24 protein-coding genes are annotated in these 24794 nt (G+C 72.0%); 4 read left to right on the plus strand and 20 right to left on the minus strand.

Annotation, left to right across the window (positions count from 1 at the left end; translation table 11 throughout):
* Positions 1-67: 67 nt before the first annotated feature.
* The 15 genes from ACFY9V_RS31275 to ACFY9V_RS31345 all read right to left on the minus strand — a co-directional run bounded on the left by ACFY9V_RS31275 (position 68) and on the right by ACFY9V_RS31345 (position 16489).
* Positions 68-2317 carry an MMPL family transporter gene (locus ACFY9V_RS31275; protein WP_391049024.1) on the minus strand — a complete coding sequence of 750 codons (2250 nt, stop codon included), beginning with the start codon at positions 2315-2317 and terminating at the stop codon, positions 68-70.
* A 212-nt stretch (positions 2318-2529) separates the two neighbouring features.
* The gene (locus tag ACFY9V_RS31280; RefSeq protein ID WP_391163893.1) at positions 2530-3282 is read right to left on the minus strand and encodes a CbiX/SirB N-terminal domain-containing protein; all 753 of its coding nucleotides are present in this window, start codon (positions 3280-3282) and stop codon (positions 2530-2532) included.
* Positions 3282-4217, minus strand: coding sequence for an ABC transporter permease (locus ACFY9V_RS31285; RefSeq protein ID WP_355338720.1), 936 nt, complete (start codon positions 4215-4217; stop codon positions 3282-3284). The genes ACFY9V_RS31280 and ACFY9V_RS31285 overlap by 1 nt, the downstream gene beginning before the upstream one ends.
* Positions 4204-5007 carry an ATP-binding cassette domain-containing protein gene (locus tag ACFY9V_RS31290; protein ID WP_391048725.1) on the minus strand — a complete coding sequence of 268 codons (804 nt, stop codon included), beginning with the start codon at positions 5005-5007 and terminating at the stop codon, positions 4204-4206. Before ACFY9V_RS31290 ends, ACFY9V_RS31285 begins: the two co-directional genes overlap by 14 nt.
* 73 nt (positions 5008-5080) lie before the next feature.
* Positions 5081-6226: an aliphatic sulfonate ABC transporter substrate-binding protein gene (locus ACFY9V_RS31295; protein WP_355338726.1), complete on the minus strand. Its 1146-nt coding sequence runs from the start codon at positions 6224-6226 to the stop codon at positions 5081-5083.
* Positions 6227-6487: 261 nt separating this feature from the next.
* Positions 6488-7852, minus strand: coding sequence for a GTP-binding protein (locus ACFY9V_RS31300; RefSeq protein ID WP_355338729.1), 1365 nt, complete (start codon positions 7850-7852; stop codon positions 6488-6490).
* 2 nt (positions 7853-7854) lie between these two features.
* On the minus strand, positions 7855-8790 hold the full coding sequence (gene cysD / locus ACFY9V_RS31305) for a sulfate adenylyltransferase subunit CysD (protein ID WP_391163894.1): 936 nt from the start codon (positions 8788-8790) through the stop codon (positions 7855-7857).
* Positions 8787-9326 carry an adenylyl-sulfate kinase gene (cysC, locus tag ACFY9V_RS31310; protein ID WP_391163911.1) on the minus strand — a complete coding sequence of 180 codons (540 nt, stop codon included), beginning with the start codon at positions 9324-9326 and terminating at the stop codon, positions 8787-8789. The genes cysD and cysC overlap by 4 nt, the downstream gene beginning before the upstream one ends.
* A 92-nt stretch (positions 9327-9418) precedes the next feature.
* The gene (locus tag ACFY9V_RS31315) at positions 9419-10123 is read right to left on the minus strand and encodes a phosphoadenylyl-sulfate reductase (RefSeq protein ID WP_355338735.1); all 705 of its coding nucleotides are present in this window, start codon (positions 10121-10123) and stop codon (positions 9419-9421) included.
* Positions 10120-10299 (minus strand): hypothetical protein, encoded by a 180-nt coding sequence (locus tag ACFY9V_RS31320; protein WP_391163895.1) that lies wholly within the window; start codon positions 10297-10299, stop codon positions 10120-10122. Before ACFY9V_RS31320 ends, ACFY9V_RS31315 begins: the two co-directional genes overlap by 4 nt.
* A complete protein-coding gene (locus ACFY9V_RS31325; RefSeq protein WP_391163896.1) occupies positions 10296-12020 on the minus strand; it encodes a nitrite/sulfite reductase in 1725 nt (574 codons plus the stop codon). Before ACFY9V_RS31325 ends, ACFY9V_RS31320 begins: the two co-directional genes overlap by 4 nt.
* A gap of 155 nt (positions 12021-12175) precedes the next feature.
* Positions 12176-12259 (minus strand): putative leader peptide, encoded by an 84-nt coding sequence (locus ACFY9V_RS31330; RefSeq protein WP_355338823.1) that lies wholly within the window; start codon positions 12257-12259, stop codon positions 12176-12178.
* A 162-nt stretch (positions 12260-12421) separates the two neighbouring features.
* Positions 12422-12961, minus strand: a complete 540-nt coding sequence (locus tag ACFY9V_RS31335; RefSeq protein ID WP_391163897.1) for a GNAT family N-acetyltransferase — start codon at positions 12959-12961, stop codon at positions 12422-12424.
* Positions 12962-13190: 229 nt separating this feature from the next.
* Positions 13191-14468, minus strand: a complete 1278-nt coding sequence (locus ACFY9V_RS31340; protein WP_391163898.1) for a GAF domain-containing protein — start codon at positions 14466-14468, stop codon at positions 13191-13193.
* Positions 14469-14851: 383 nt separating this feature from the next.
* Positions 14852-16489 (minus strand): acyl-CoA dehydrogenase family protein, encoded by a 1638-nt coding sequence (locus ACFY9V_RS31345; RefSeq protein ID WP_355338747.1) that lies wholly within the window; start codon positions 16487-16489, stop codon positions 14852-14854.
* 18 nt (positions 16490-16507) lie between these two features.
* On the opposite strand from ACFY9V_RS31345, the gene ACFY9V_RS31350 reads away from it, so the two are divergent.
* Together ACFY9V_RS31350 and ACFY9V_RS31355 are read left to right on the plus strand one after the other, a co-directional pair.
* A complete protein-coding gene (locus tag ACFY9V_RS31350; RefSeq protein WP_391048707.1) occupies positions 16508-17755 on the plus strand; it encodes a YhjD/YihY/BrkB family envelope integrity protein in 1248 nt (415 codons plus the stop codon).
* Between the two features lie 54 nt (positions 17756-17809).
* Positions 17810-18502: a helix-turn-helix domain-containing protein gene (locus tag ACFY9V_RS31355; protein WP_391163899.1), complete on the plus strand. Its 693-nt coding sequence runs from the start codon at positions 17810-17812 to the stop codon at positions 18500-18502.
* Here the strand turns inward: ACFY9V_RS31355 and ACFY9V_RS31360 are convergent.
* Positions 18477-18893 (minus strand): VOC family protein, encoded by a 417-nt coding sequence (locus tag ACFY9V_RS31360; protein ID WP_391163900.1) that lies wholly within the window; start codon positions 18891-18893, stop codon positions 18477-18479. The two genes, ACFY9V_RS31355 and ACFY9V_RS31360, sit on opposite strands and share 26 nt — an antisense overlap.
* 491 nt (positions 18894-19384) lie before the next feature.
* Between ACFY9V_RS31360 and ACFY9V_RS31365 the strand changes: the two genes are divergently transcribed.
* Together ACFY9V_RS31365 and ACFY9V_RS31370 are read left to right on the plus strand one after the other, a co-directional pair.
* Positions 19385-20629 (plus strand): ThuA domain-containing protein, encoded by a 1245-nt coding sequence (locus tag ACFY9V_RS31365; protein WP_391163901.1) that lies wholly within the window; start codon positions 19385-19387, stop codon positions 20627-20629.
* 190 nt (positions 20630-20819) lie between these two features.
* Positions 20820-21068, plus strand: a complete 249-nt coding sequence (locus tag ACFY9V_RS31370) for a sigma factor (protein WP_355338762.1) — start codon at positions 20820-20822, stop codon at positions 21066-21068.
* Between the two features lie 43 nt (positions 21069-21111).
* Here ACFY9V_RS31370 and ACFY9V_RS31375 read toward each other — a convergent pair whose 3' ends face one another.
* The 4 genes from ACFY9V_RS31375 to ACFY9V_RS31390 form a co-directional block, all read right to left on the minus strand.
* Positions 21112-22224 (minus strand): ATP-binding cassette domain-containing protein, encoded by a 1113-nt coding sequence (locus ACFY9V_RS31375; protein ID WP_391163902.1) that lies wholly within the window; start codon positions 22222-22224, stop codon positions 21112-21114.
* Entirely contained in the window at positions 22221-23081 is an 861-nt protein-coding gene (locus tag ACFY9V_RS31380) for an ABC transporter permease (RefSeq protein ID WP_391048694.1), read from the minus strand. The genes ACFY9V_RS31375 and ACFY9V_RS31380 overlap by 4 nt, the downstream gene beginning before the upstream one ends.
* A complete protein-coding gene (gene modA, locus ACFY9V_RS31385) occupies positions 23078-23914 on the minus strand; it encodes a molybdate ABC transporter substrate-binding protein (RefSeq protein ID WP_391163903.1) in 837 nt (278 codons plus the stop codon). Before modA ends, ACFY9V_RS31380 begins: the two co-directional genes overlap by 4 nt.
* 126 nt (positions 23915-24040) lie before the next feature.
* Complete coding sequence (locus ACFY9V_RS31390; protein WP_391163904.1) at positions 24041-24685, minus strand: LUD domain-containing protein; 645 nt, start codon at positions 24683-24685, stop codon at positions 24041-24043.
* Positions 24686-24794 lie beyond the last annotated feature (109 nt).

Genomic DNA, 24794 nt, shown 5'->3' on the forward strand with positions numbered 1-24794 from the left:
CGGGAACAGGTCCCGGGGTCCTCCCCGGCCCCCGGCCCCCGGCCCGGGATCAGGCCCTGGCCGGGGATCAGACCCGGTCGGGCACCTGGTCCCGGTACGGCTCCTCCGGCAGCGCGACGACCGGCGGCGGGGCCAGGGTCGACTCGTCGTGCGTCATGTCGGGCAGCCGGTGCATCCAGCGCGGCAGGTACCAGTTGCGCTCGCCGAGCAGGCTCATCACGGCCGGGAGCAGCACCCCGCGGATGACGGTCGCGTCGATCAGCACCGCGAAGGCCAGGCCGACACCCATCTGCTTCATGCTCTGCATGGACAGCGTCCCGAAGATCGCGAACACCGCGACCATGATGACGGCGGCGCTGGTCACGACGCCCGCGGTGGTGGTGATGCCGTGCTCGATCGCGCCGCGGGTGCTCATCCCGCGCACCTTGGCCTCGCGGATCCGGGAGACCACGAACACGTGGTAGTCCATGCTCAGCCCGAACAGGATCACGAAGAGGAACAGCGGCAGCCAGGCCACCACCGCGCCCGTACCGGTGGCGCCCACCAGCGACGCGCCCCAGCCGTGCTGGAAGACCGCGGACAGGATGCCGTAGGCCGCGCCCACCGAGAGCAGATTCAGCACGATCGAGGTCAGCGCGATGGTCAGCGACCTGAAGGACAGCAGCATCAGCAGGAAGGCGAAGACGGTCACGAAGGCGAAGACCGGCAGCACACTGCTGGTGATCTTGGCCGTGAAGTCCATCGACCCGGCCGTCCCGCCGGTCACCGGCGCCTGGAGGCCGTCGACCTTGCCGAGCGTGTCGGGCCGTACGTGGTCGCGCAGCGTCCGCACGTTGTCCTGGGCCTTGGCGCGGTCGCTGCCGCCGGCCAGTGGTACGTCGATCTGGGCGACGTTCTGCGCGGCGTGCACGGTCAGGGTGACCGGGCCCTTGCTGGCGCCCGAGGACACGGCCTCGGCGCGGAAGGCGGCGATCGCCTTCTTGACCGCCGGGGCGTCGATGTCGTCGGCCTTGACGACCACGTTGGCCTGGTCGGGACCGCCGGGGAACGCCTCGTTGATGTGCTCGTAGGTCTGGATGATCGGCAGCTTGCTGCCCAGTTCCTGCGGCATCGACAGATTCGCGGTCTTCATGCCGAACGCGGGGAGCGCGATGACCAGCAGCGCGCCGCCCGCCATCACCGTGGCGGTCTTGGGGTGGCTCAGCACCGGGCCCAGGACGGTCTTCCAGAAGCGGCTGCTGGGGTTGGCGGCGCGCCGGGCGGTGTTCTTCCGGCCGCGGTTCAGGAACGGGATGCGGCCCTTCTCGACCCGGTGGCCGAGCAGCGACAGCAGCGCGGGCAGCACGGTGACCGAACCGAACATCGCGATGGCGACGACGATCATCGTGGCCAGGCCCATCGCCTTGAAGTCACCGATGCCGGTGAAGAGCATGCCCGCCATGGCCACGATCACGGTGATGCCGGAGATCAGGATGGCCCGTCCCGAGGTGGCCGCCGCGATCTTGATCGCGGTCTGTCCGTCGTGCCCCGCGGCCCGCTCCTCACGCTCGCGGCGCAGGTAGAACAGGCAGTAGTCGACGCCGACGGCCAGGCCGACCAGCAGCATCACGGAGTTGGCGGTGTCGCTCATCGGGATGATGTGGCTGACCATCGCCACCACACCGCCCGCGGCCATGAACGCCGTCATCGCCAGCGCCACCGGCAGCAGCGCCGCGACCAGCGCGCCGAACGCGATCAGCAGGATGCCCAGTGCCACGGGCACGGCGGAGAACTCGGCGGTCTTGAAGTCGCTGCCGAAGGCGTCGTTGAGCACCTTCCCGCCGCTCGCGTCGCCGAATTCCTCGATCCGCAGGTCCGTGTGGCGCGACTGGACCTTCTTCACCGCGTCCATGACCGGCTGCACCTTGTCGGGCGCGTCGTCCGCCAGGCCGAGCATGTCGAAGCGGACCAGCGCCGAACGCCGGTCGGCGGAGACGGCCTTGGTGTCATAGGGCGAGGTGACCGCGGTGACCTTGCCCGTGCCCTTGACCGCGGTCATCACCTCGGCGACCGCGGTGCGGAAGGCCGGGTCGGTCGCGTGACCCGAGCCCTTGGCCTGGATCAGCACCATCTCGCCCGCCGCGCTCTTGAGCCCGGCGTTCTCCTTTATCGTGGCGGCCTGGTTGATCTCGCCGGACATCGACTTGTCCTGGTCGAGGTCGACCCGGCCCGCCGACTGTCCGACGAACATCGCCAGCATGACGAAGAGCAGCCACCCGCCCACCGCCGCCCAGCGGTGCCGGGCGCTCCAACCGCCCATAGCCGCCGCGATGCCCATCCTGCTGCCGTGTGCGCCTGAGCGACTCACGGTGTCCCCCTTGAAGGATCGTCATGGGTGGCGGCCTGACCTGGTGATCCGGGGCCGCTCCGTACGCCTATGACGCTATGGGGACGCGGGGCGCCGACCCATCCGGCCTGCTGGTGACTTCCGGGAGGGCGGGCTCCCCCTCAGGGGTGGGGACAACCCCACCATGGCCGGGAAGTTGGCCCTTACACCGACACCAGTCGGCGCGCGGGCAGCAGCGCCTCGTCGTACCGGCGCAGCAGCAGTTCGGCCAGCTCCGGCGCGGCGCCGAGCACCGGCGCGAGCACGTCGGCGCCCGCCTCCCGCGCGCCGCGGGCGATCCGGTCGGGCAGGAAGCCCGGCGCGATGACGTACGGGGCCACGGCGATCCGGCGGACGCCCTCGGCGCGCAGCGCGCGTACGGCGTCCTCGGTGCGCGGCAGGGCGGCGGAGGCGAACGCGGGCCGCACGGCGCGCCATCCGGTGCGCCGCCACTCCCGCGCGATGTCGGCGATCACCGCCCTGGCCTCCGGGTCGGTGGAGCCCGCGGAGGCCAGCACGACACCGGTCGAGGCGCGGTCGTCCGGCCGCAGCCCGGCCTCCGTCAGCCGCCGCTCCAAGGTGGCGACCAGCAGCGGCGACGGGCCGAGCACGTCGGCCTGCGTGATCCGCAGCCGGGAGGGGGCGTCCCGCAGTACGGCGGGGATGTCGGCCTTGGCGTGGAAGGCGCGGGTCAGCAGCAGCGGAAGGGCGACGGTCTCCCGTACGCCCTCGGCCGCGAGCCGTTCCAGCACCTGGGGCACCGAGGGGGCGCAGAAGTCCAGGAAGCCGGTCTCGACCCGCAGACCCGGCCGCGCCGCCCTGACCCGCCGGGTCAGCGCGCGCACGGTCTCGGCGTGCCGCGGGTCGCGGGAACCGTGCGCGATGACGACCAAGGGGGGCCGGGCGGCGGGGCGCACTACTGCTGGGCCCCGGCGGTCAGGCCGCGGCTGCGCAGCACCCAGCGCTCCAGCGGGCTGAAGATGATCTGGTCGATGGCGATGCCGACGAACAGGATCAGCAGGATGCCGAGGAAGACCCCGGCCATGTCGGAACCCTCGCGCATGTTCTCCAGGTAGCGGCCGAGGCCGACGCCCAGGTCCGGTGAGGACGCGATGAGTTCGGCGGCCATCAGGGAGCGCCAGGAGAACGCCCAGCCCTGCTTGAGGCCCGCGACGTAACCGGGCAGCGCGGCGGGCAGCAGGATGAACCAGGCGCCGCGCAGGCCGGTCGCGCCGATGGTGCGGCCCGCGCGCAGGTACAGCGGCGGCACCTGGTCGATGCCGGACACCAGGCCGTTGGCGATCGACGGCACCGCGCCCAGCAGGATCACCGTGTACATCGCCGAGTCGTTGATGCCCAGCCAGATCACCGCGGCGGGCACCCACGCCACCGACGGCAGCGACTGGAGCCCGGACAGGATCGGGCCGATCGCCGCCCGTACGAACGGCACACGGGCCACCAGCAGGCCCAGCGGGGTGCCGATGGCCAGCGCGGCGACGAAGCCGAGCAGGCCGCGCTGCACGCTGGTCCAGATGATGGAGAGCAGGTCGCCCTCGTTCCACCGCTCGGACAGCGCCTGGCCGACGGCGTGCGGGCTGGGCAGCTTCGTCGGGTCGGAGAAACCGCCCCACACCGCGAGCTGCCAGACCACCAGCACCAGCAGGATCGCGGTGACCGGCGGCAGCACCTTCTTGAACAGGATCTCCCAGAAGGGCGCCCGCCGGACCTCGACGGTCTCCAGCGCGTCGAGGCCCGCTTCGAGCCCTGACAGGTCGTGCCGGTCCGCGGCGCCCGGCCCGTCCGTCTTCCCGAGCGGGACGGCGCCTTGCGCGGACGTCTCAGTGCTGGCCATGGCGGCGGATCTCCCCACGCAGTTCTTCGGTGATCTCGACGGACAGGTCCGCCACGGCCGCGTCCTCGATACGGCGCGGCTGCGGGATGTCGATGGTCCACTCACGGGCGATCCGCCCCGGCCGCGACGACATCAGCACGACCCGCTCGGCGAGCCGTACCGCCTCCCGGACGTTGTGCGTCACGAACAGCACCGACAGGTCGGTCTCGGACCAGATCCGGGTCAGCTCGTCGTGCAGCACATCGCGGGTGATGGCGTCCAGCGCCGCGAACGGCTCGTCCATCAGCAGCAGTTGGCTGTCCTGGGCGAGCGCGCGGGCCAGTGCCACGCGCTGCCGCATACCGCCGGACAGCTCGTGCACCCGCTTGCCGTACGCGCCGCCGAGCCGTACGAGGTCCAGCAGCCGCTCGGCCTCGGGGCGGCGCTCCTCACGGGGCACGCCCCGCAGCCGCAGGGCCAGTTCGATGTTCTTGCCCGCCGTCAGCCACGGGAACAGCGCGTGTTCCTGGAACATCAGGGCGGGCCGCCCGCCGGGCGCCGCGATGGCGCCCGCGGACGGCTTGTCGAGTCCGGCGACCAGATTGAGCAGGGTGGACTTGCCGCACCCCGAGGCCCCCAGGAGGCAGACGAACTCACCGGGCCGCACGTCGAGCGTGATGTCGTCCAGCACGAGTTGCCGGGCGCCGGGCCTGCCGAACGCCTTCGACACATGGTCGAGCCGCGCGGCGTACGCCTCGGGCTCCGCGGTCTGCGCGTCGGCACTGGTGAGGGTGTCGGCCATGGGTGTCACCTCCTGGGGTCCTACGGGGCGGGTGCGGTTGACGCCGCTACGGGTCGTCGGGGGGCGGGTGTCGCGGGCGGGGCTACTGAGCGCCGAGCCCCGCGGCGTCCACCGTCGGCTTGCCGTCCGCCGTGAGCACCTTGTTGAGCAGCGTCAGGTCGTACAGCCCGTTGAGCTTCGGCGCCTTGAGCAGACCGGCGTCCACGGCGTGCTGTGCCTCCTCGCCCGCGGTCTTCGCCAGCGGGTCGTCCAGCACCTGGATGGACTTCCACGCCGGGTCGAGGACGTTGGCCGGGAGCGCCTTCTGCGTCAGCTTCTTGAGCTGCTCGTTCGCGTCCGCCTTGGCCTTGTCGGGGTTGGCCGCGATCCACGCGTTGGTGTTCACCGAACCGCGCAGCACCGCCTCGACCACGTCCGGGTGCGCCTTGAGGAACTTCTGCGACACGATCACATTGGTGATCACGAACTTGTTGTCGGGCCACAGCGTGCTCTCGTCCAGCAGCACCTTCGCGCCCTCGGCGACCAGCTTCGACGCGGTGGGCTCCGGCACCCACGCGCCGTCGATGGAGCCCTGCTTGTACGCGTCGGGGGTGATCTTGTTGTCGGTGCGGACCACCGACACATCGCCCTTGCCGCTCTGCGCGTCGACCTTCCAGCCCTTGGTCTTGATCCAGTTCAGCAGCGCCACGTCCTGGGTGTTGCCGAGCTGCGGGGTGGCGATCTTCTTGCCCTTGACGTCGTCCAGCGTCTTGATCTTGTCGGGGTTGACGACGAGCTTCACACCGCCGGACGCCGAACCCGAGATGATCTTCAGGCTGGCGCCGTTCGACTTGGTGTAGCCGTTGATCGCGGGGGAGGGGCCGATCCAGCCGATGTCGATGGAACCGGCGTTGAGCGCCTCGATCTCCTCGGGGCCCGCGTTGAAGGTCAGTTCCTTGACCGTGGTGGCGCCCAGTTCCTTCTGGAAGATGCCTTCCTTGAGGCCGACCAGCGGGGTGGCGTGCGTCAGGTTCGGGAAGTAGCCGATCTTGACCTGGTCGGCGGAGAGCTTCTTCGCGTCGGCCCCGGCACTGGCGGCCGGCGCGGTCGTCGCGTCACTCGACTTGTCGTCGTTGGAGCCGTAGCCGCAGGCGGCGAGAGCGCCGAACAGGATCGGCAGGGCGGCGGCCGCGGCGGTGAGTCTGCGGCGGCGGAGGGCGCGGGATACGGGACGGGACTGGGCAGACACGTGGGTGTCCTCTCGTAAGGCCCGGCGTGTCGCGCTCGTGGTCAGGGCGCGGCCGGAAGTTCGTCAGGTCTTCGAAAGCGGTGCAACGGGGGCCGCTGTGCGCGGCGCTGGGGTACGGCGGCGGTCACGGCGTGCCCGTGGTCCGCGGCCGGGCGCGTCAGCCCACACATCGTGCGACCCCGCCCGTACCCGCGCCGAGCGAGCCGCTGCCGACGCGGCCGCCCTCCTTCGCGAAACCCGAGAAGGCATCCTGAGTCATCGTCAGAAGTCCCAACCCTCGTCGTCAGCCGCGCCATCCGCGGCCGGATCCGTCTTCTCCGCGAACGCCTCGCCCGCCATGCCCGCGGTCAGCGTCGTACCGTCCGCCGGGTCGATCAGCAGGAAGGAACCGGTCAGCCGGGAGTCCGCGTACGCGTCCACCGGCAGCGGCTCCGCGGTGCGCAGCAGCACCGCTCCGATGTCGTTGACCTCCAGTTCGGCGGGCTCGTTGTCGTGCGCGAGACCGTGCGAGAGGTCGATCCGGTACGGCAGGCCCTTGACGATCGCCTTCACCGTCCGGGTGGTGTGCTTGAGCAGCACGCGGTCGCCGATCCGCAGCGGACGCTCGTGCAGATGGCACACCGTGGCCCTGATGTCCTGGGTGATCGCGGGCGCCGTCGCGGTCGGCGCGATCATGTCGCCGCGCGAGATGTCCAGGTCGTCGGCGAGCAGCACCGTCACCGACTGCGGCGCCCACGCGGTGTCGACGGCCTCACCGAGCGCGTCGATCCCGGAGATCGTGGTGGTACGGCCCGACGGCAGCACGGTCACCGCGTCGCCGACGCGCAGTAGCCCCGAGACGATCTGGCCCGCGTAACCGCGGTAGTCCGGGTGCTCCGCGGTCTGCGGCCTGATCACGTACTGCACGGGGAACCGCGCGGGGCAGCCGGTCAGGTCGTGGCTGACCGGGACCGTCTCCAGGTGCTCCAGGACGGTCGGGCCGCCGTACCAGTCCATGTGCGCGGACGGCTCGACGACATTGTCACCGGCCAGCGCGGAGATCGGGATCGCGGTGATCTCCGGGACGCCCAGCGAGGCCGCGTAGGAGGTGAACTCCTCGGCGATGGCGGCGAACACGGGCTCCGCGTAGTCCACCAGGTCCATCTTGTTGACCGCGAGCACCACGTGCGGGACGCGCAGCAGGGCCGCGACGGCCGCGTGCCGCCGGGTCTGCTCGATCACGCCGTTGCGGGCGTCGACCAGCACCACGGCCAGCTCCGCCGTCGAGGCGCCGGTGACCATGTTGCGGGTGTACTGCACATGGCCCGGGGTGTCGGCGAGGATGAACCGCCGCCGCGCGGTGGCGAAGTAGCGGTAGGCGACGTCGATGGTGATGCCCTGCTCGCGCTCGGCCCGCAGGCCGTCGGTGAGCAGCGCCAGGTCCGGGGCCTCCTGGCCGCGGCCGAGCGACGCCCGCTCGACCGCCTCCAGTTGGTCGGTGAGCACCGACTTGGAGTCGTGCAGCAGCCGCCCCACCAGCGTGGACTTGCCGTCGTCGACGGAGCCCGCGGTGGCGAAGCGCAGCAGCGTGGTGGCCGACAACTGCTCGGCGGTGAGGGGGTTGGTGGGACCCGTGGTGGCGGTCATGGTTAGAAGTACCCCTCGCGCTTGCGGTCTTCCATCGCGGCTTCCGACATCTTGTCGTCGGCGCGGGTCGCGCCCCGCTCGGTCAGCCGGGAGGCGGCGATCTCGGTGATCACCGCGTCGAGCGTGGTGGCCGCGGAGTCGACGGCGCCCGTGCAGGACATGTCGCCGACCGTGCGGTAGCGCACCTGGCGGGTCTCCACCGGCTCACCGGCCTTCGGGCCGCCCCACTCGCCCGCGGTCAGCCACATCCCCGACCGGTTGAACACCTCGCGCTCGTGCGCGAAGTAGATCTCGGGCAGCGCGATCTTCTCGCGGGCGATGTACTGCCACACGTCCAGCTCGGTCCAGTTGGACAGCGGGAAGACCCGTACGTGCTCGCCCGGCGCGTGCTTGCCGTTGTAGAGCTGCCACAGCTCGGGGCGCTGGCGGCGCGGATTCCACTGCGAGAACTCGTCGCGCAGCGAGAACACCCGCTCCTTGGCCCGCGCCTTCTCCTCGTCGCGCCGACCGCCGCCGAACACCGCGTCGAAGCGGTGCTCCCTGATGGCCTCGGTCAGCGGCACCGTCTGGAGCGGGTTGCGGGTGCCGTCGGGGCGCTCGCGCAGCCGCCCGTCGTCGATGTACTCCTGCACCATCGCGACATGCAGCCGAAGGCCGTGCTCGGCGACCGTACGGTCCCGGAACTCCAGCACCTCGGGGAAGTTGTGCCCGGTGTCCACGTGCAGCAGCGAGAACGGCACCGCCGCGGGCGCGAACGCCTTCAGCGCCAGGTGCAGCATGACGATCGAGTCCTTGCCGCCGGAGAAGAGGATCACCGGCCGCTCGAACTCGCCCGCCACCTCCCGGAAGATGTGCACGGCCTCGGACTCCAGCGCGTCCAGGTGCGAGAGGGCGTACGGGCTGTCCTTGCTTCCGGAGTGCGCGACGGCGGCGGTCATATGGTGAGCCCCTTCTCGACAAGCAGCGCGTGCAGTACGGAAGCCGACTCCTCGACCGTGCGGCCCTGGGTCTCGATCCGCAGATCGGGGTCGGCCGGGATCTCGTACGGGTCGTCCACGCCGGTCAGGCCGGTCAGTTCACCCGCGGCCTGCTTGGCGTACAGGCCCTTGACGTCACGCGCCGAGCAGACATCGACCGGTGTCGCGACGTGCACCTCGACATAGCCGGTGCCCTGCTGCTGGTGGCGCTTGCGGACGGCCTCGCGGCTGTCGGCGTACGGCGCGATGACCGGGACGAGCGCCAACACGCCGTGCGAGGCGAGGAGTTCGGCGACGAAGCCGATGCGCTGCACATTGGTGTGCCGGTCCTCGCGGCTGAAGCCGAGGCCCGCGGAGAGGAATTCGCGGATCTCGTCGCCGTCGAGCACCTCGACCCGGCGCCCCTGCGCGCGCAGCCGCTCGGCGAGTGCGTGGGCGATGGTGGTCTTGCCCGCGCTCGGCAGACCGGTGAGCCAGACGGTGGCGCCGGTGGTCATCCCCAACTCCTGACTGGTCGTCACTGCCTCGGTCGTCACCGCGCCGGTCCGCGTGGGGCCCTTCGTGGCACCGGTCCCCGTCCGACCGGCCGTCACAGGTGGATCCCGCACTCGGTCTTGCCCAGGCCCGCCCAGCGGCCGGCGCGGGCGTCCTCGCCCTCCAGTACCCGGCGGGTGCACGGCGCGCAGCCCACCGAGGCGTAACCGTCCGTCAGCAGCGGGTTGGTGAGGACCCCGTGCTCGGCGACGTACGCCTCCACGTCGTCCTGCGTCCAGCGGGCGATCGGCGCGATCTTGACCTTCCGTCGCTTGGCGTCCCAGGACACCACCGGGGTGTTGGCCCGGGTCGGCGACTCGTCGCGGCGCAGGCCCGTCGCCCACGCCTCGTAGCCGCGCAGGCCCTCCTCCAGCGGAGCGACCTTGCGCAGCGCGCAGCACCGGTCGGGGTCGCGGTCGTGCAGCTTCGGCCCGTACTCGGCGTCCTGCTCGGCGACGGTCTGGCGCGGGCTGATCGTGATGACGTTGACGTCCATCACGGCCGCGACCGCGTCCCGCGTGCCGATGGTCTCGGGGAAGTGGTAGCCGGTGTCGAGGAAGACCACGTCCACGCCGGGCAGCGCCCGCGAGGCGAGGTGCGCGACCACGGCGTCCTCCATCGAGGACGTGACGCAGAACCGCGGCCCGAAGGTGTCGGCGGCCCAGCGCAGCACGTCGAGCGCGGACGCCTCCTCCAGGTCGCGGCCCGCCTGCTCGGCCAGGGTGCGCAAGTCCTCGGCGGTGTGCTGTGCGGTGGTCACGGGGCGCCTCCATGCGGGGAGTTGGCGGTCGTTCCCCTGGACAGCAGCCCGAGGAACTTCAGCGTGAATGCGCGATTGCAGGCGTGGCATTCCCACGCGCCGTGGCCTTCCTCGGACGGACGCAGGTCCTCGTCCCCGCAGTAGGGGCAGTAGAACGGCGCGGCCCGCTCGCTCATGACAGCTCCTCAGCGGAGGCGCGCGCCGCCCACTGCGCGAAGCGCTCGCCGTCGGTGCGACCGGCCTGGAAGCGGGTCAGCACCCGCTCCACGTAGTCCGGCAGCTCCGCCGAAGTGACCTTCAGACCGCGGACCTTGCGGCCGAAGCCCGCCTCCAGGCCGAGGCTGCCGCCCAGGTGCACCTGGAAGCCCTCGACCTGCTCGCCGTCGGCGTCGGTGACGAGCTGTCCCTTGAGACCGATGTCCGCGACCTGGATACGGGCGCAGGAGTTGGGGCAGCCGTTGATGTTGATGGTGACCGGCTCGTCGAAGTCCGGCAGCCGCCGCTCCAGTTCGTCGATGAGCGAGGCGCCGCGCGCCTTGGTCTCCACGATGGCGAGTTTGCAGAACTCGATTCCGGTGCAGGCCATCGTGCCGCGCCGGAAGGGCGACGGCGTGGCCTGGAGGTCCAGCGACTCCAGACCCGCGACCAGTGACTCGACCCGGGACTCCTCGACGTCCAGGACGAGCATCTTCTGGTCGACGGTGGTCCGCAGCCGGTCGGAGCCGTGCTCGGCGGCCAGTTCGGAGATCTTCGTCAGCGTCGCGCCGTCGATCCGGCCGACCCGCGAGGCGAAGCCGACGTAGAAGCGGCCGTCCTGCTGCCGGTGCACGCCGATGTGGTCGCGCCACTGCTGCACCGGCTGGTCGGGCGCCGGACCGTCGGTCAGCTCGCGCTTGAGGTAGTCGTCCTGGAGCACCTGGCGGAACTTCTCCGGACCCCAGTCGGCGACCAGGAACTTCAGCCGGGCGCGGGCGCGCAGCCGCCGGTAGCCGTAGTCGCGGAAGATGCCGATGACGCCCGCCCACACCTCGGGCACCTCGTCCAGCGGCACCCAGGCGCCCAGCCGCACACCGAGCTTGGGGTTGGTGGACAGCCCGCCGCCGACCCACAGGTCGAAGCCGGGGCCGTGCTCGGGGTGCCGGACGCCGACGAAGGCGATGTCGTTGATCTCGTGCGCCACGTCCAGCAGCGGCGAGCCGGAGACCGCGGTCTTGAACTTCCGCGGCAGGTTGGAGAATTCCTTGCTGCCGATGTAGCGGTCGTGGATCTCGTCGATCGCGGTGGTGCCGTCGATGATCTCGTCCTCGGCGATGCCCGCGACGGGCGAGCCGAGGATGACGCGGGGCGTGTCGCCGCACGCCTCCATGGTGGACAGGCCGACCGCCTCCAGGCGGCGCCAGATCTCCGGTACGTCCTCGATCCGGATCCAGTGGTACTGGATGTTCTGCCGGTCGGTGAGGTCGGCGGTGCCGCGGGCGAACTCCTGCGAGATCTCGCCGATCACCCGGAGCTGGGCCACGGTCAGCCGGCCGCCGTCGATCCTGACCCGCATCATGAAGAACTCGTCGTCCAGCTCCTCCGGCTCCAGGATGGCGGTCCTGCCGCCGTCGATCCCGGGGCGGCGCTGCGTGTACAGCCCGTACCAGCGCATCCGGCCGCGCAGGTCGGCGCCGTCGATGGACTGGAATCCGGCCTTGGAGTAGATCGTCTCAATGCGTGTCCGCACATTGAGACCGTCGTCGTCCTTCTTGGTCTGCTCGTTGCCGTTGAGCGGCGTGAAGTGCCCCATGGCCCACTGGCCCTCACCGCGGTGCCGTCCGGCCTTGCGGCGCGACGCGGCAGCCCCGGCGGCGGCGTCTCCGGCCGGAGTCTGGGGCAGGTCAGGGGTGGAAGCCATGGCGATGCGTCCTTCGGGCAGGCTCGAATACGGTCGATTACGCGCGGGAGCACCCTATGGCCTGGGAAAACGCAGGGCTGTGAAACACAGCGGGGCGGCCGGGGACTCCCGGGCATCCACGACGACGGGGATGGCGGGGAGCGGAGCTAAGTCGGTCAGACCGCCGGACAGATGGCGCTGGACACGCGGCAGAAGTCGACGTGCGGCCGACCTACCAAGGCGATTCCAGTGCGTGACATGACGAAAGCGTGGCATGCGGGTCTCCGGAGAGTCCACCGCCATCCATTATGTGGACCAGATAATCTCACCAGGTGAGAAACTGTGGCGTCGGTCACGCCCCGCCCGGCGCGACCGGCGCGCGGACGGTCACGCGCCCGGCGCGCGCACGGTCACGCGCCCGGCTAAGTGGACGGGGAAGCGGCGACCGTCGTGTCGAACACCCGGAAGCCGCGCCGCCGGTAGTTGTCCAGCGCGTACGGCCCGTCCAGCGAGCAGGTGTGCACCCACACCCGCTCGGTCGGTTCCCTTCCCTCCCAGCGGTCGCCCAGGTCCCAGGCCCGCTCGGTGCCGAAGGACAGCAGATGGCCGCCGAGACCGCGGCCCCTGGAGTCCGGCAGCAGCCCGAAGTAGACGATCTCCACCACGCCCGCGTCCTGCGCCCCCAGCTCCACATAACCCGCGGGGGTGCCGTGTTCGTACGCCACCCACACCTCGGTGCCGGGCCGCGCCAGATGCGCCCGCCACTGCTCCGGCGGCCACGGCAGCCGGTCCCGCCACGCGCAGTCCGCGCCGACCGCCGTATACAGAAAGCGCCCGAATTCGGCCGACGGGACCTGCGACCGCACGATCCGGACACCCGACGCCTCGGGCGGCACGGCCGCGGCCCGCAGCTCGTCGGGCGAGGTCAGTTCGAGGGACCAGGTGGTCACGGGCGTACTCATGCGGCCCACCCTAGGCGGTGCGGCCCGGCGCCCCGGGCCCGCCCCGGACGCCGCGACCGGGCACCCGGTGGCCGGATCTCGCCCCCGGCCCGCGCCCGTACCGCGCTCCGCGCGCCCCCACGGCGCGGACACGTCCTCTTGACGGCCGCGCCGCCGACTCGTTTCGATGGTCATCACGCGAATGCGGCCGGACACGTACGGTGACCGGTCGCGCCCGGCGGCCGTACGGTCAGCGGCGCGCGGCCAGCACCGCGGGCGCGAGCGAGTGCGGGAGGAGGTCCAACGGGTGGTGCGGACGGATGAGTTCGACATTCACCCCGTCGGCGAAACGGTACGGCCGGTGCGCCAGCACGCCCGCCAGATTCCGCCGCAGCCGGGACAGCTCCGCGCGCACCGTCACCGTACGGCTCGGATCGCCGAACAGATCGGCCGCCAGCTCGGCCGCGGTCCTGCCGCCGCGGTGCACCGCGAGCACGAACAGCAGCTCCGCGTGGCGCGGACTGAGCTGCTGCGCCCAGCTCCCGGCCGCGCCGCTCACCGTCACCATCCAGTTGCGCGGACGGCTCACGTCCAGCACCACCTGGCTCGCGCCCGACGCCCGCTCGCGGCTGCCCAGCCGTACCAGCCAGCCGCCCGGCAGCGGCTCCACCGAGCACAGGCCGAGCGAGGGCAGCCACATCTGCCCGGCGCTGACGGCCGCGGGCAGTTGCAGCCGGTCCGGCGGCGCCATCCCGGCCACCGCGGCCACCCAGCCGTTGGGGTCGACGGCCAGCGCCTGGCCCTCCATCCGGGCCAGCAGCGGCGCGGCCACCGACCGCAGCCGCTCGACCGCCGCCCAGTGCCTGGCCCGCAGTTCGCCCTCGGCGACCCTGGCCACCGCGGAGACCAGCGACAGATTCGCCGGGTGCGCGGTGGAGGCGGGACCGGTCACGTTCACCACGCCCAGCAGCCGTCCGTCGCGCGGATCGTGCAGCGGGGCCGCGGCGCAGGTCCAGCCGTGCAGATTGCGCACGTAGTGCTCGGCGGAGTGCACCTGGAGGGGGGTGCCGGTCACCAGCGCCGTACCGATCGCGTTCGTGCCGACCGCGTCCTCGGCCCAGCTCGCGCCCTCGGCGAAGCCCAGCCGGTCGGCGAGGGACTTGCGGGACGCGAGGCTGCCGTCGCGCCACAGCACCCGGCCCTCCGGGTCGGTGACGATCATGATGTGCCCGGCCACGTCCGCGACCGCGTGCAGACCGTCGCGCAGCAGCGGCAGCAGAGCGCCGAGCGGGGTGGACTGCCGCCGGTACTCCAGCTCGTCGGTGCCCAGCAGCCCGTCGTTGCGACCGGTGTCCGGGTCCAGGCCCCGGCTCAGGGCGCGTGTCCATGACTCGCCGATCACCGGCCGCGGCGGCTTCGGCGGCACATCACCCGCAAGAGTGGCTTCCCGGACCGAGGCCAGCAGGTGCGCGGACGCGCGGGCGTCCATCGCGTCCCTCCGGCCGACCTGGATCGGAAAGTGTGTCACGTCGCCCCCGCCCTGCGTGCTCTCCGTCTTCCACTGCCCATGGTGCCGCCGTACGGGCCCGGCCGTCGCGATTTCCCTCCCCTCCGCCGGAGGTCCCCGCACGGCCTGACGACATGTGCAACGGGCTGCAACCATTGCGAGCGTACGCGACTTCGACGGAGAGTGACGCGGCGTCACCGGCGCGCGGCAGCCCCCCGCCCGCGCTGCCGGGACGGTCGGCCTGACGGCCCAACAGACCGGGGGTGGTGCCGAGTCGGCGCGGCGCCACCCTCCGTGGGCGCGGCGGCGGAAACCTTTCTGCTCCCCCTTCGGGGGGCGAGCGGAGGGACAGCCGCTGCCGCGCCGTTTTCCGTTCCGCCGCGACGGGACTTCGCGGACGCGCCCTAGGACTGGACCGGGCGGGCGCGGTCGACGATCGAGGACAGGTCCAGGGTGTGGGGGAGGGTGCCGAAGGTGGCGCCCCAGTCGTGGCCGAGGCGGGAGGCGCAGAAGGCGTCGGCGACCTCGGGGGGCGCGAAGCGGACCAGGAGGGTGCCCTGGAGGACCAGCGCCATGCGCTCGACGATGCGGCGGGCGCGGGTCTCGACTCCGTCGAGGTCGGCGAGTTCGCCGAGGAGGTCCTTGACGGCGCCGTCGAGGCGGTGGTCGGCCCCGCGGGCCAGCCCCAGCTCGGCCAGGAAGGCGTTGAGGGCCAGCGGCTCCCGCTGGAGGACGCGCAGCACGTCGAGGGCCTGGACGTTCCCCGAGCCCTCCCACACCGAGTTCAGCGGCGACTCGCGGAAGATCCGCGGCATGCCGGACTCCTCCACGTAGCCGTTGCCGCCCAGGCACTCCAGCGCCTCGGCCGCGACGACCGGACAGCGCTTGGTGACCCAGAACTTGGTGACGGCCACCGCCAGCCGCCGGAAGTGCCGCTCCTGCTCGGTGTCCGCGTCGCAGGCCGCCGCCAGCCGCAGCGCCGTGGTCGTCGCGGCCTCCGACTCCAGCGCGAGGTCCGCCAGCACGTTGCGCATCAGCGGCTTGTCGGCCAGCGGCCCGCCGAAGGCGCTGCGGTACGTGGCGTGGTGCACGGCCTGCGCCACCGCCTGCCGCATGAGGGCGGCCGAGCCCAGCGCGCAGTCGAGACGGGTCGCCGCGACCATCTCGATGATGGTGGCCACCCCGCGCCCCTCGTCGCCGACCCGCCGCGCCCACGTACCGCTGAACTCCACCTCGGAGGAGGCGTTGGAGCGGTTGCCGAGCTTGTCCTTCAGCCGCTGGATCGCGAAGACGTTGCGGGTGCCGTCCGGCAGCACGCGCGGCAGCAGGAAGCAGGTCAGCCCTCCCGGCGCCTGCGCCAGGACGAGGAAGCCGTCCGACATCGGCGCGGAGCAGAACCACTTGTGCCCGGTCAGCGCGTACGCGCCGTCCTCCGCCAGCGGCTCGGCGTGCGTGGTGTTGGCCCGTACGTCGGAGCCGCCCTGCTTCTCCGTCATGCCCATTCCGAACAGCGCGCCCGGTTTCTCGCCGGCCGCGACCAGTTGCGGATCGTAGACCCGCGACCCGAGCCGCGGCTCCCACTCGGCGGCCAGCGCCGGGTCGGTGCGCAGCGCGGGCACCGCCGCGTGCGTCATCGACACCGGACAGCCGTGCCCGGCGTCGACCTGCGACCAGACCAGGAACCCGGCGGCCCGCCTGAGGTGCCCGTCGGGCCGCGACCAGGCGTCGGTGAGACCGGCGGTGACCGCGTGCCCGAGCAGCCGGTGGTACGAGGGGTGGAAGTCCACCTCGTCGATCCGGTTGCCGTAGCGGTCGTGGGTGCGCAGCACGGGCGAGTACGTGTTCGCCTCCTCGCCCCAGCGCTGTGCCTGGGCGGATCCCGCGGCCTTGCCCAGCTCGCTCAACTCGTCCGTGATCTCCGTGAGCCCGGCCGGATCGGCGTGGCGGGCCACGGCCTCCACGAGGGCGCTGTCGGTGCTGTACACGTCATGGCCGACCAGCGGCGGAGCCTGATTGGTCACCGTGTGAGTGAGGGTGCTCATGGCAGCTAACGTAAGGGGGTGCAAGCAGCCGAAGAAAGAGGCCATCGTCGCCCGAGCAGGTGGCGCCGGGCTCGGGTGGTGTACCGCAACGTCTCCAAGCGCAAGGTCGCTTGGCTGCTGCTGAAGGACACCGTCAACTCCTGCATGGAGTACCGGGTGACCGGCCTCGCCGCCGAGGCGGCCTTCTTCGTCCTGCTGTCGCTGCCGCCGCTGCTGCTCGGCCTGGTCGGCGCCCTCGGCTACGTCGACACCGTCATCGGCCTCGACACCATCGACCACATCCGGCACAACATCCTCACGGCGTCCTCCACCGTGCTCTCCGACAAGGGCGTCAACCAGCTCGTCAAACCCCTGGTCGACGATGTCTTCCACGGCCGCCGCCCGGACCTGATCTCGCTCGGCTTCCTGATCGCCCTGTGGTCGGGCTCCCGCGCGGTCAACGTCTTCGTGGACACCATCACCATCATGTACGGCCTGGAGGGCCGCCGCGGCATCGTCAAGACCCGGCTGATGTCGCTGGTGCTGTACGTCGTCGCGCTGATACTGGGCGCCGCCGTACTGCCGCTGGTCGTCGCGGGACCCGACGCGGTGGTCGACGTGCTGCCGGGCGGCGAGGGCGCGGTCGCGGTGCTGTACTGGCCCGCCGTCCTGCTCGCCACGATCGCCTTCCTCACCACGCTCTACCACGTGTCGGTGCCGGTGCGCTCCGCCTGGTACGAGGACGTGCCCGGCGCGCTGATCGCGCTGCTGATGTGGGTGGTCGGCAGCTTCGTCCTGCGGATCTACCTCACCCACACCGTCGAGGGACCGACGATCTACGGCTCGCTGGCCGCGCCGGTCGCCGTCCTGCTGTGGATCGGCGTGTCCGCCTTCGCCGTCCTGGTCGGCGCGGCCGTCAACGCGGCCGTGGACCGGGTGTGGCCGTCGCTGGCCACCGCCGCGGCCCGCGAGGAGAACGCCAGGCTGCGGGAGGCCGCGGCGGCCGAGGTCGTCGCGCAGGCCGCCGCCCGCAGGGCCGCGTACGCCGGGGACGAGGACGGCGACCCCGACGACGACCCGCCCGCCGAATACCCCGAGCGGTGGGCGGAATTCCTGCCGCACGCCGATGTGCGGTCCCGGCTGCGCCGCCGCCCCGACGTACCGCCGATGGCTCCGGCGCCCCCGCCCGCCCGGCACTCGGCCCCGCACCGCTCGGCCTCCCGGCCCGCGCCTCCGCCGCCCGCCGCGCCCCCGCCGCCGATGCCGCCCTTTCCGCCGGAGCTGTGACGCGCGGCTCGGCTCGGCGGGACCGGCGGCCGGGTCGCGGTGCACCATGGAGGCATGTACGAGGAACGTGCCGCCGCGGTGCCGGGCGTCACCGTGTGGACCCGTGAGAACGGCGGCGGGTCCTACCGCGTGCTGCCCGACGGCTGCATGGACCTGATCTGGTACGACGGCGGTCTGCTGGTCGCGGGCCCCGACACCCGCGCGTTCGTCGCCGACGACCCGCCGGGCGGCTCGTACGCGGGGCTGCGGTTCGCGCCGGGGCTCGGCCCGCTGGTGCTGGGAGTGCCGGCCCGCGAGCTGCGCGACCGCAGGGTGCCGCTGGACGCGCTGTGGCCCGCGGCGCGCGCCGGACGGCTGGCGGACCGGCTGGGCGGCCGGGACGCCGCGGCCGTCCTCGACGCCTGGGCGGTGACGCGGCTCGGCGCGGCCGGGCCCGTCGATCCCCTCCCGGCCGGCGTCGCCAGGGCGCTGGCCGCGGGCCGCCCGGTGGGCGCGATCGCGGCCGGGACGGGCCTGGGGGAGCGGCAGTTGCGCCGCCGCTGCGAGGCCGCGTTCGGCTACGGGCCCAAGACGCTCGGCCGGGTGCTGCGGCTGCAAAGGGCGCTGGAGCTGGCCCGCGGGGGCACCGCGTTCGCGCAGGTCGCGGCGGTCGCGGGCTACGCCGACCAGGCCCATCTCGCGCGCGAGGTCAAGTCGCTCGCGGGCGTGCCGCTCGGGCGGCTCATCCAGCCGACGGCTCCGGCATAGCGGCGAAGAGGTCGACGGTGTTGCCGTCCGGGTCGTACACGGCCGCGTAGCGCTGGCCCCAGAAGGCGTCCCACGGCTTGAGGTGGCCGGTGTGCCCGGCCCCGGTCAGCTCGGCGTAGGCCGCGTCCACGCCCTCGGGGGCGCCGCAGTCGAAGGCCAGCGACATCCGGGAGCCGGTGGCGGCCGACCAGCCGGGGTCGAAGGAGCGGACGGTCTCCACGGTGTCCCAGGCCAGCCGCAGACCGCCGGGGAGCGTGACCTCGACGTGCGGCTCCGCGTCCGCCGCCGCGGGCAGCTCGATGCCCAGGAGCCGGTAGAAGGCGAGCGAGGCGGCCATGTCCGCGACGACGAGGCCGATCAGATCGATACGGGGCGTGAGGGGTGCGTTCATGCCGTTCACGCTAGGCGGGCCGGGCGCCGGGTGTCTTGAACGAAACGGACACCCGGCACCCGACCTGCGACCCCCCGGCCCCCACCGGGGTTGTGAGCGTCGCCGCGGTCGCGCACCGTGCTCCGCGGGCGACGCGGTCCGAAGGATGCGATGAGGCCGATGGGGACTGATGAAGGCCGATGGGGTCGGATGAGGCCGATGGGGTCGGACGGGGCCCGACGGGGAGGAGTACGGGCCAGTGGTAAGGGGGAGGTATGCGGTGGTGCGTGGAAGGAAAGCTTCTTGTCCGTTGGTTCGGAAGGATCGCCCCACCGGGCCGCCGCGTCAAGGGCTGGGTCAAGGAAGTGAACGAAAAACAACTCACCCCCCGGTCAACGCTGTTACTAGGTCAAGGATTCGACCGCGAGTCATTGACATGAACATAGTCTGGACCTTTCAATCGCGGTACAGGCGCACGTCCCCCACCGTCGCGCACAAGGAAGGTCCCCCACATGATCAGATCCCGCACACAAATACCCTGGTCGCGCACCCTGTTGAGGCTGTTCGCGCTGTTCGCCGTGGTGCTCGGGGTACAGGCGGGGCCCGCGCACACCGCGCAGGCCGCCGACTTCAAGGTGATCGCCTTCTACGACGGCACGTACGACGCCGCCCACATCAACTTCGTCCACGAAGCGAACGCGTGGTTCCCGCAGCACGCGGCGCAGTACGGCTTCTCGTACACCTCGACCAACGACTGGAGCCAGCTCAACACCGCCAACCTGGCCCAGTACCAGGTGGTCATGTTCCTCGACAACGCCCCGCAGACCGCGGCCCAGCAGAGCGCGTTCCAGACGTACATGAACAACGGCGGCGGCTGGATCGGCTTCCATGTCGCGGCCTATAACGACGCGTCGTCCAACGGCTGGTCCTGGTACCACCAGACCTTCCTCGGCACCGGCACCTTCAAGTCCAACACCTGGGGGCCGACCGCCGAGACGCTGAAGATCGAGGACCCGAACCACCCGGCCACCGCGGGCCTGCCCGGCACGATCGCCTCGTCCGTCAGCGAGTGGTATAGCTGGCAGAACGACCTGCGGCAGAACCCGAACATCGACATCCTGGCCTCGATGGACCAGTCGACGTTCCCGATCGGGACCGACCCCAACCAGACCTGGTACAGCGGCTATTACCCGATCGTGTGGACCAACAAGAACTACAGGATGGTCTACAACAACTTCGGGCACAACGCGATGAACTACGACACCAACACCGCGCTGTCGTCCACCTTCGCCAGCGCCCAGCAGAACCAGTTGCTGATCCAGGAGATCCGCTGGGCGGCGGGCCAGAGCGGCCCGGTCACCCCGCCGCAGGGCGGCCCGACCGGCGCCATCCACGGCTACGGCGGCAAGTGCGTGGACATCGCGGGCGCCAGCAGCACCAACGGCGCGGCCGTACAGCTCTACGACTGCAACGGCACCAGCGCCCAGACCTGGGCGGTCGGTTCCGACGGCACGCTCAAGGCCCTCGGCAAGTGCATGGACGTCACCTCGGCGGGCACGGCCAACGGCACCAAGGTGCAGCTCTACGACTGCAACGGCAGCGCCGCCCAGAAGTGGACGCGCAGCGGGAGCACGCTGGTGAACGCCGGGTCGGGCAAGTGCCTGGACGCGACGGGCCCCAGCAGCGCCAACGGCACCCGGCTCCAGATCTGGACCTGCGGCACGGGCGCCAACCAGCAGTGGACGCTGCCGAGTTGATCCCCCGGCCGGGCTGATCTCCGCGGCCGGCCGACACCCGAGCGGAGCCGGGCCACGGCCCGGCTCCGTACTCGTACGCCCCACGCCCACCTGAGGCCACACCCACCCCGGATGAACGCGGCGCGCGCCGGTCGCGTATTACTCCCACAGGGGTTGCGGCGTGCGCCGCCCCCGGGGGAGGGGACGACCGGTGACACCGGAAGAACGCGAAACCGGGCAGCACACCGAGCACTACGAGATGCTGGTGTCGTTCGCCCTCGGCCACGTGCGCGACCGCGCGCAGGCCGAGGACGTGGCCCACGAGACGCTGCTGCGCGCCTGGCTGCACCTCGGCCGGATCGAGCCGGGCAGCGCCACCGTCCGCGCCTATCTGCTGACCATCGCCCGCAATCTGCTGGCCGTGACACCGGGGGCCGGCTCGCCGCCGAACTCCCGCTGAGGGCCGCCGCGTCGGTACCGCTGAGCCCCGCCGCCCGGCCGGCTCACGCGGGATAGGCGTGCGTCTGGGCCGCCTTGACCGTCGCCCACACCTGCGCGCCCTCGTGCAGGCCCAGTTCGGCCACGGACACCGCCGTCAGGTCGGCGGTCAGCGGCAGGTCGTCGGCGCTTCCGGTGAGGGCGACACGGATCTGGTCGCCGTGCGACTCCAGGCCGCAGATCCTGGCCCGCCAGGTGTTGCGCGCGCTGGAGGCAGGCCGGTCGGTGGAGAGCGTGACCGCGCTCGGCGGGAAGGCCACGAAGGCGGGCCCCGTCAGCTCCTCCGTGGCGGTCACGGTCAGCTCCGGACCGAGCCGGACCGTGTGCCCCTCGGCCTCGCCCCGGTAGAGATTGAGCCCGACCAGCCGCGCGATGTAGTCCGTACGCGGACGGCGGGCGATCTCCGCGGGCGTGCCCTCCTGCACCACCCGCCCGTGCTCGATCACCACCAGCCGGTCGGCCAGCACCATCGCGTCCAGCGGGTCGTGCGTCACCAGCACCGCCACCGCCTCGAACGCGGCCAGATGGCGGCGCAGCTCCGCCCGTACGTCCAGCCGCGCGCGGGCGTCCAGCGCCGCCAGCGGCTCGTCGAGCAGCAGCAGCCGCGGCCCGGTCGCCAACGCCCTGGCCAGCGCCACGCGTTGGGCCTGCCCGCCGGACAGCCGCCGCGGCTTGACGCCCGCGTGGTCCGCGAGCCCCATCCGGTCCAGCAGATCCGCCGCCCGCGCCCGCGCGTCCGCCTTGGACGCGCCGTGGCAGCGCGGCCCGAAGGCGACATTGTCCAGCGCGGTCAGATGCGGGAAGAGCAGATAGTCCTGGAAGATCACTCCGACCGGCCGGTCCTCGGCCGGCACCCGCCGCCGTACCGCCGGTTCCTCCAGCGTCCGCCCGTCGAGCCGCAGATGGCCGCCGGACAGCGGGGCGAGACCGGCCAGCGTACGCAGCGCGGTGGTCTTGCCCGCGCCGTTCGGACCGAGCAGCGCCAGCACCTCGCCGGGCGGCACCGACAGCCGTACGTCCAGCCGGAAGGTGCCGCGGTCCAGGACGAGACGCGCGTCGAGGCCGTCGGCGTCCTCGGCACCCCGCACGTCGGGCCCGTCCCCCTTGTCGAGTCTCATGACGCGGCCGTCCAGCGTTCGCGCAGCCCGGCGAGGACCGCGACGGAGACCGCGAGCAGGACGAGACTGAGCGCGATGGCGGCGGCCGGATCGTCCTGGAGCGCCAGATAGACCGCCAGCGGCATCGTCTGCGTACGGCCGGGGAAACTGCCCGCGAAGGTGATGGTCGCGCCGAACTCGCCCAGCGCCCTGGCCCAGGCCAGCACCGCGCCCGCCGCGACACCCGGTGCGATCATCGGCAGGGTGACCCGGCGGAAGGCGGTGAACCGCGAGGCGCCCAGCGTCGCCGCCGCCTCCTCGAACCGCGTGTCGGCCGCCCGCAGCGTCCCCTCGACGGTGATCACCAGGAACGGCATCGCCACGAACGTCTCCGCCACCACCACACCGGCCGTCGTGAACGGCAGCGTGACGCCGAACGCCGAGTCGAGCCAGCGCCCCACCACACCGTTGCGCCCCAGCGCCAGCAGCAGCGCCACACCGCCGACCACCGGCGGCAGCACCAGCGGCAGCGTCACCAACGAGCGCACCAGACCGCGGCCGGGAAACGTCGTACGGGCCAGCAGCCACGCCAGCGGGACCCCGAACACCAGCGACACGGCGGTCGCCGTGGTCGCGGTCTCCAACGACAGCCGCAGCGCCGTCCACACCTCGGAACTGGTGAGCTGCGACGGCAGGCTCCGCCACGGCGCCCGGATCAGCAGCGCCAGCAGCGGCAGCAGCAGAAAGACGAGTGCGATCAGCGCGGGCAGCAGCAACGGCAGCGGGACACCGCCGCGGCTGCGCACGAAGCGGCGCCGCGGCCGGTGCCCGGGAAGTCCCGGACCGGCCGCGGCGCCCCACCGCTCCTGACCGGTCACGGGTTGAGGAAGCCCGCCCCGGTGAGCACCTTCTGGCCCTCGGCGGACCGCACCAGCGCGATGAACGCCTGCGCGGCCGTCCCGTTGGGCGCGTTCTTCAGCTCCACGATCGGGTACGTGTTGATCGCCTTCGCCGACTCGGGGAAGTCCACGCCCTGCACCTTGCCGCCCGCGGCCTTCACGTCGGTCTTGTAGACCACCGCCGCGTCGACCTCCTTCAGCTCCACCTTCGTCAGCGCGGCCTTCACGTCCTGCTCGTAACTGACCGGCGTCAGCTTCAGCCCGCTGTCGGTCAGCGCCGTCTGCGCGGCGGCCCCGCACGGCACCGTCTTCGCGCACAGCGCGACCTTGAGGCCGGACTTCGTCAGGTCCTTCAGCGACGCGATCTTGTCCGGGTTGCCGGGCAGCGTCGCGATCTCCAACTGGTTGCGCACGAAGGGGGCGGGAGTGCCCGCCGCGTCCTTGGCGTCGGTGACGATCTTCATCGTCTTCGTACTGGCCGCCGCGAAGACGTCAGCGGGCGCGCCCGAGGTGATGCTGGCCGCGAGCACGTCGCTGCCGCCGAAGTTGAACGTCACCTTCGTGCCGGGGTACGCGGCCTCGAACTGCTTGCCGAGCGTCGTGAAGGACTCCTTCAGCGACGCCGCCGCGAACACGGTCACGGAACCGGTGACCTTCGGCGTGGTCGCCGACGCGGAAGCGGAGGACGAGGCGGAGGGGGACGACGAGCCGTCGGAACCCTTGTCCGAGGACGAGCAGGCAGTGAGCGCCAGCAGTACGGCGGCGCCGCCGACGGCCGCCACCATGCCGCGGCGCCGTTCGGTACGGATCATCACAGGAACTCTCTCTCTGCCGCGCACCAGGTCATTGTGACGATCATAGTGACGCATCTGCGAGGGATAAGTCTCCTGGCGCATTGCATAAGCCGCATGATCCAGCTGTCCGCCTCGTTTGTGCGATCACACAACCATGATGACGTCCAGGGTGCGGGGGCCGTGGACGCCTTCGACGCGGTCGAGTTCGATGTCGCTGGTGGCGGAGGGGCCTGAGATCCAGGTCTGAGGCCGGGTGGGGTCCAGGCGGGGGAGGGCCTGGGGGACCGAGGCGACGATCTGCGCGGGGGTGATGACGCAGATGTGGTGGTCGGGGACGAGGGTGATCCGGCGGCGGCCCTGGTCGGGGGAGGTGTCGAGCACGATGGTGCCGGTCTCGGCGATGGCCAGCGCGCAGCCGGTGACCACGGTGTCGATCGCGTCGAGGTCGTAGGTGGTCTGCTCGGGCCGGTCGGTGTGCCGCTCGGTGTCCGGGCCGATCGCGTCGAGCCAGTGCGCGGGCAGGCCCTGCGGGGTGACGACGCTGCGGCTGCCGTGCTCGGCGATCAGGCGGGCGACGGTCGCGGGCAGTCCGGTCTCGTCCGTGTGGTGGACGTGGGCCCGGTAGTCGGTGAGGTTCTCCGCGAGCAGGGTCGCGGTCTCCTGCGGGGTGCGGTCGGCGTGGGTGTGCAGGTAGTCCCTGGTGAGGGGGGTGTCGTGCGGGCGGTCGTCGCGGGGGACGTCCGCGAGGGCGTTGCGGATGCGGGTGAGGACGGTGTCGCGGGAGGTCACTGGCCGTTCTCCTTGGTCTGGGGGTGGTTGGCTGGTTGGTTTTTCTGCCACCAGTCGCGGAAGGTCTGCGGGGGGAGGGTGGGGAGGTCGCGGGTGGCGGTCCAGGCTT

This window comes from Streptomyces sp. NPDC008317 (assembly GCF_042955955.1).
GTDB lineage: Bacteria > Actinomycetota > Actinomycetes > Streptomycetales > Streptomycetaceae > Actinacidiphila.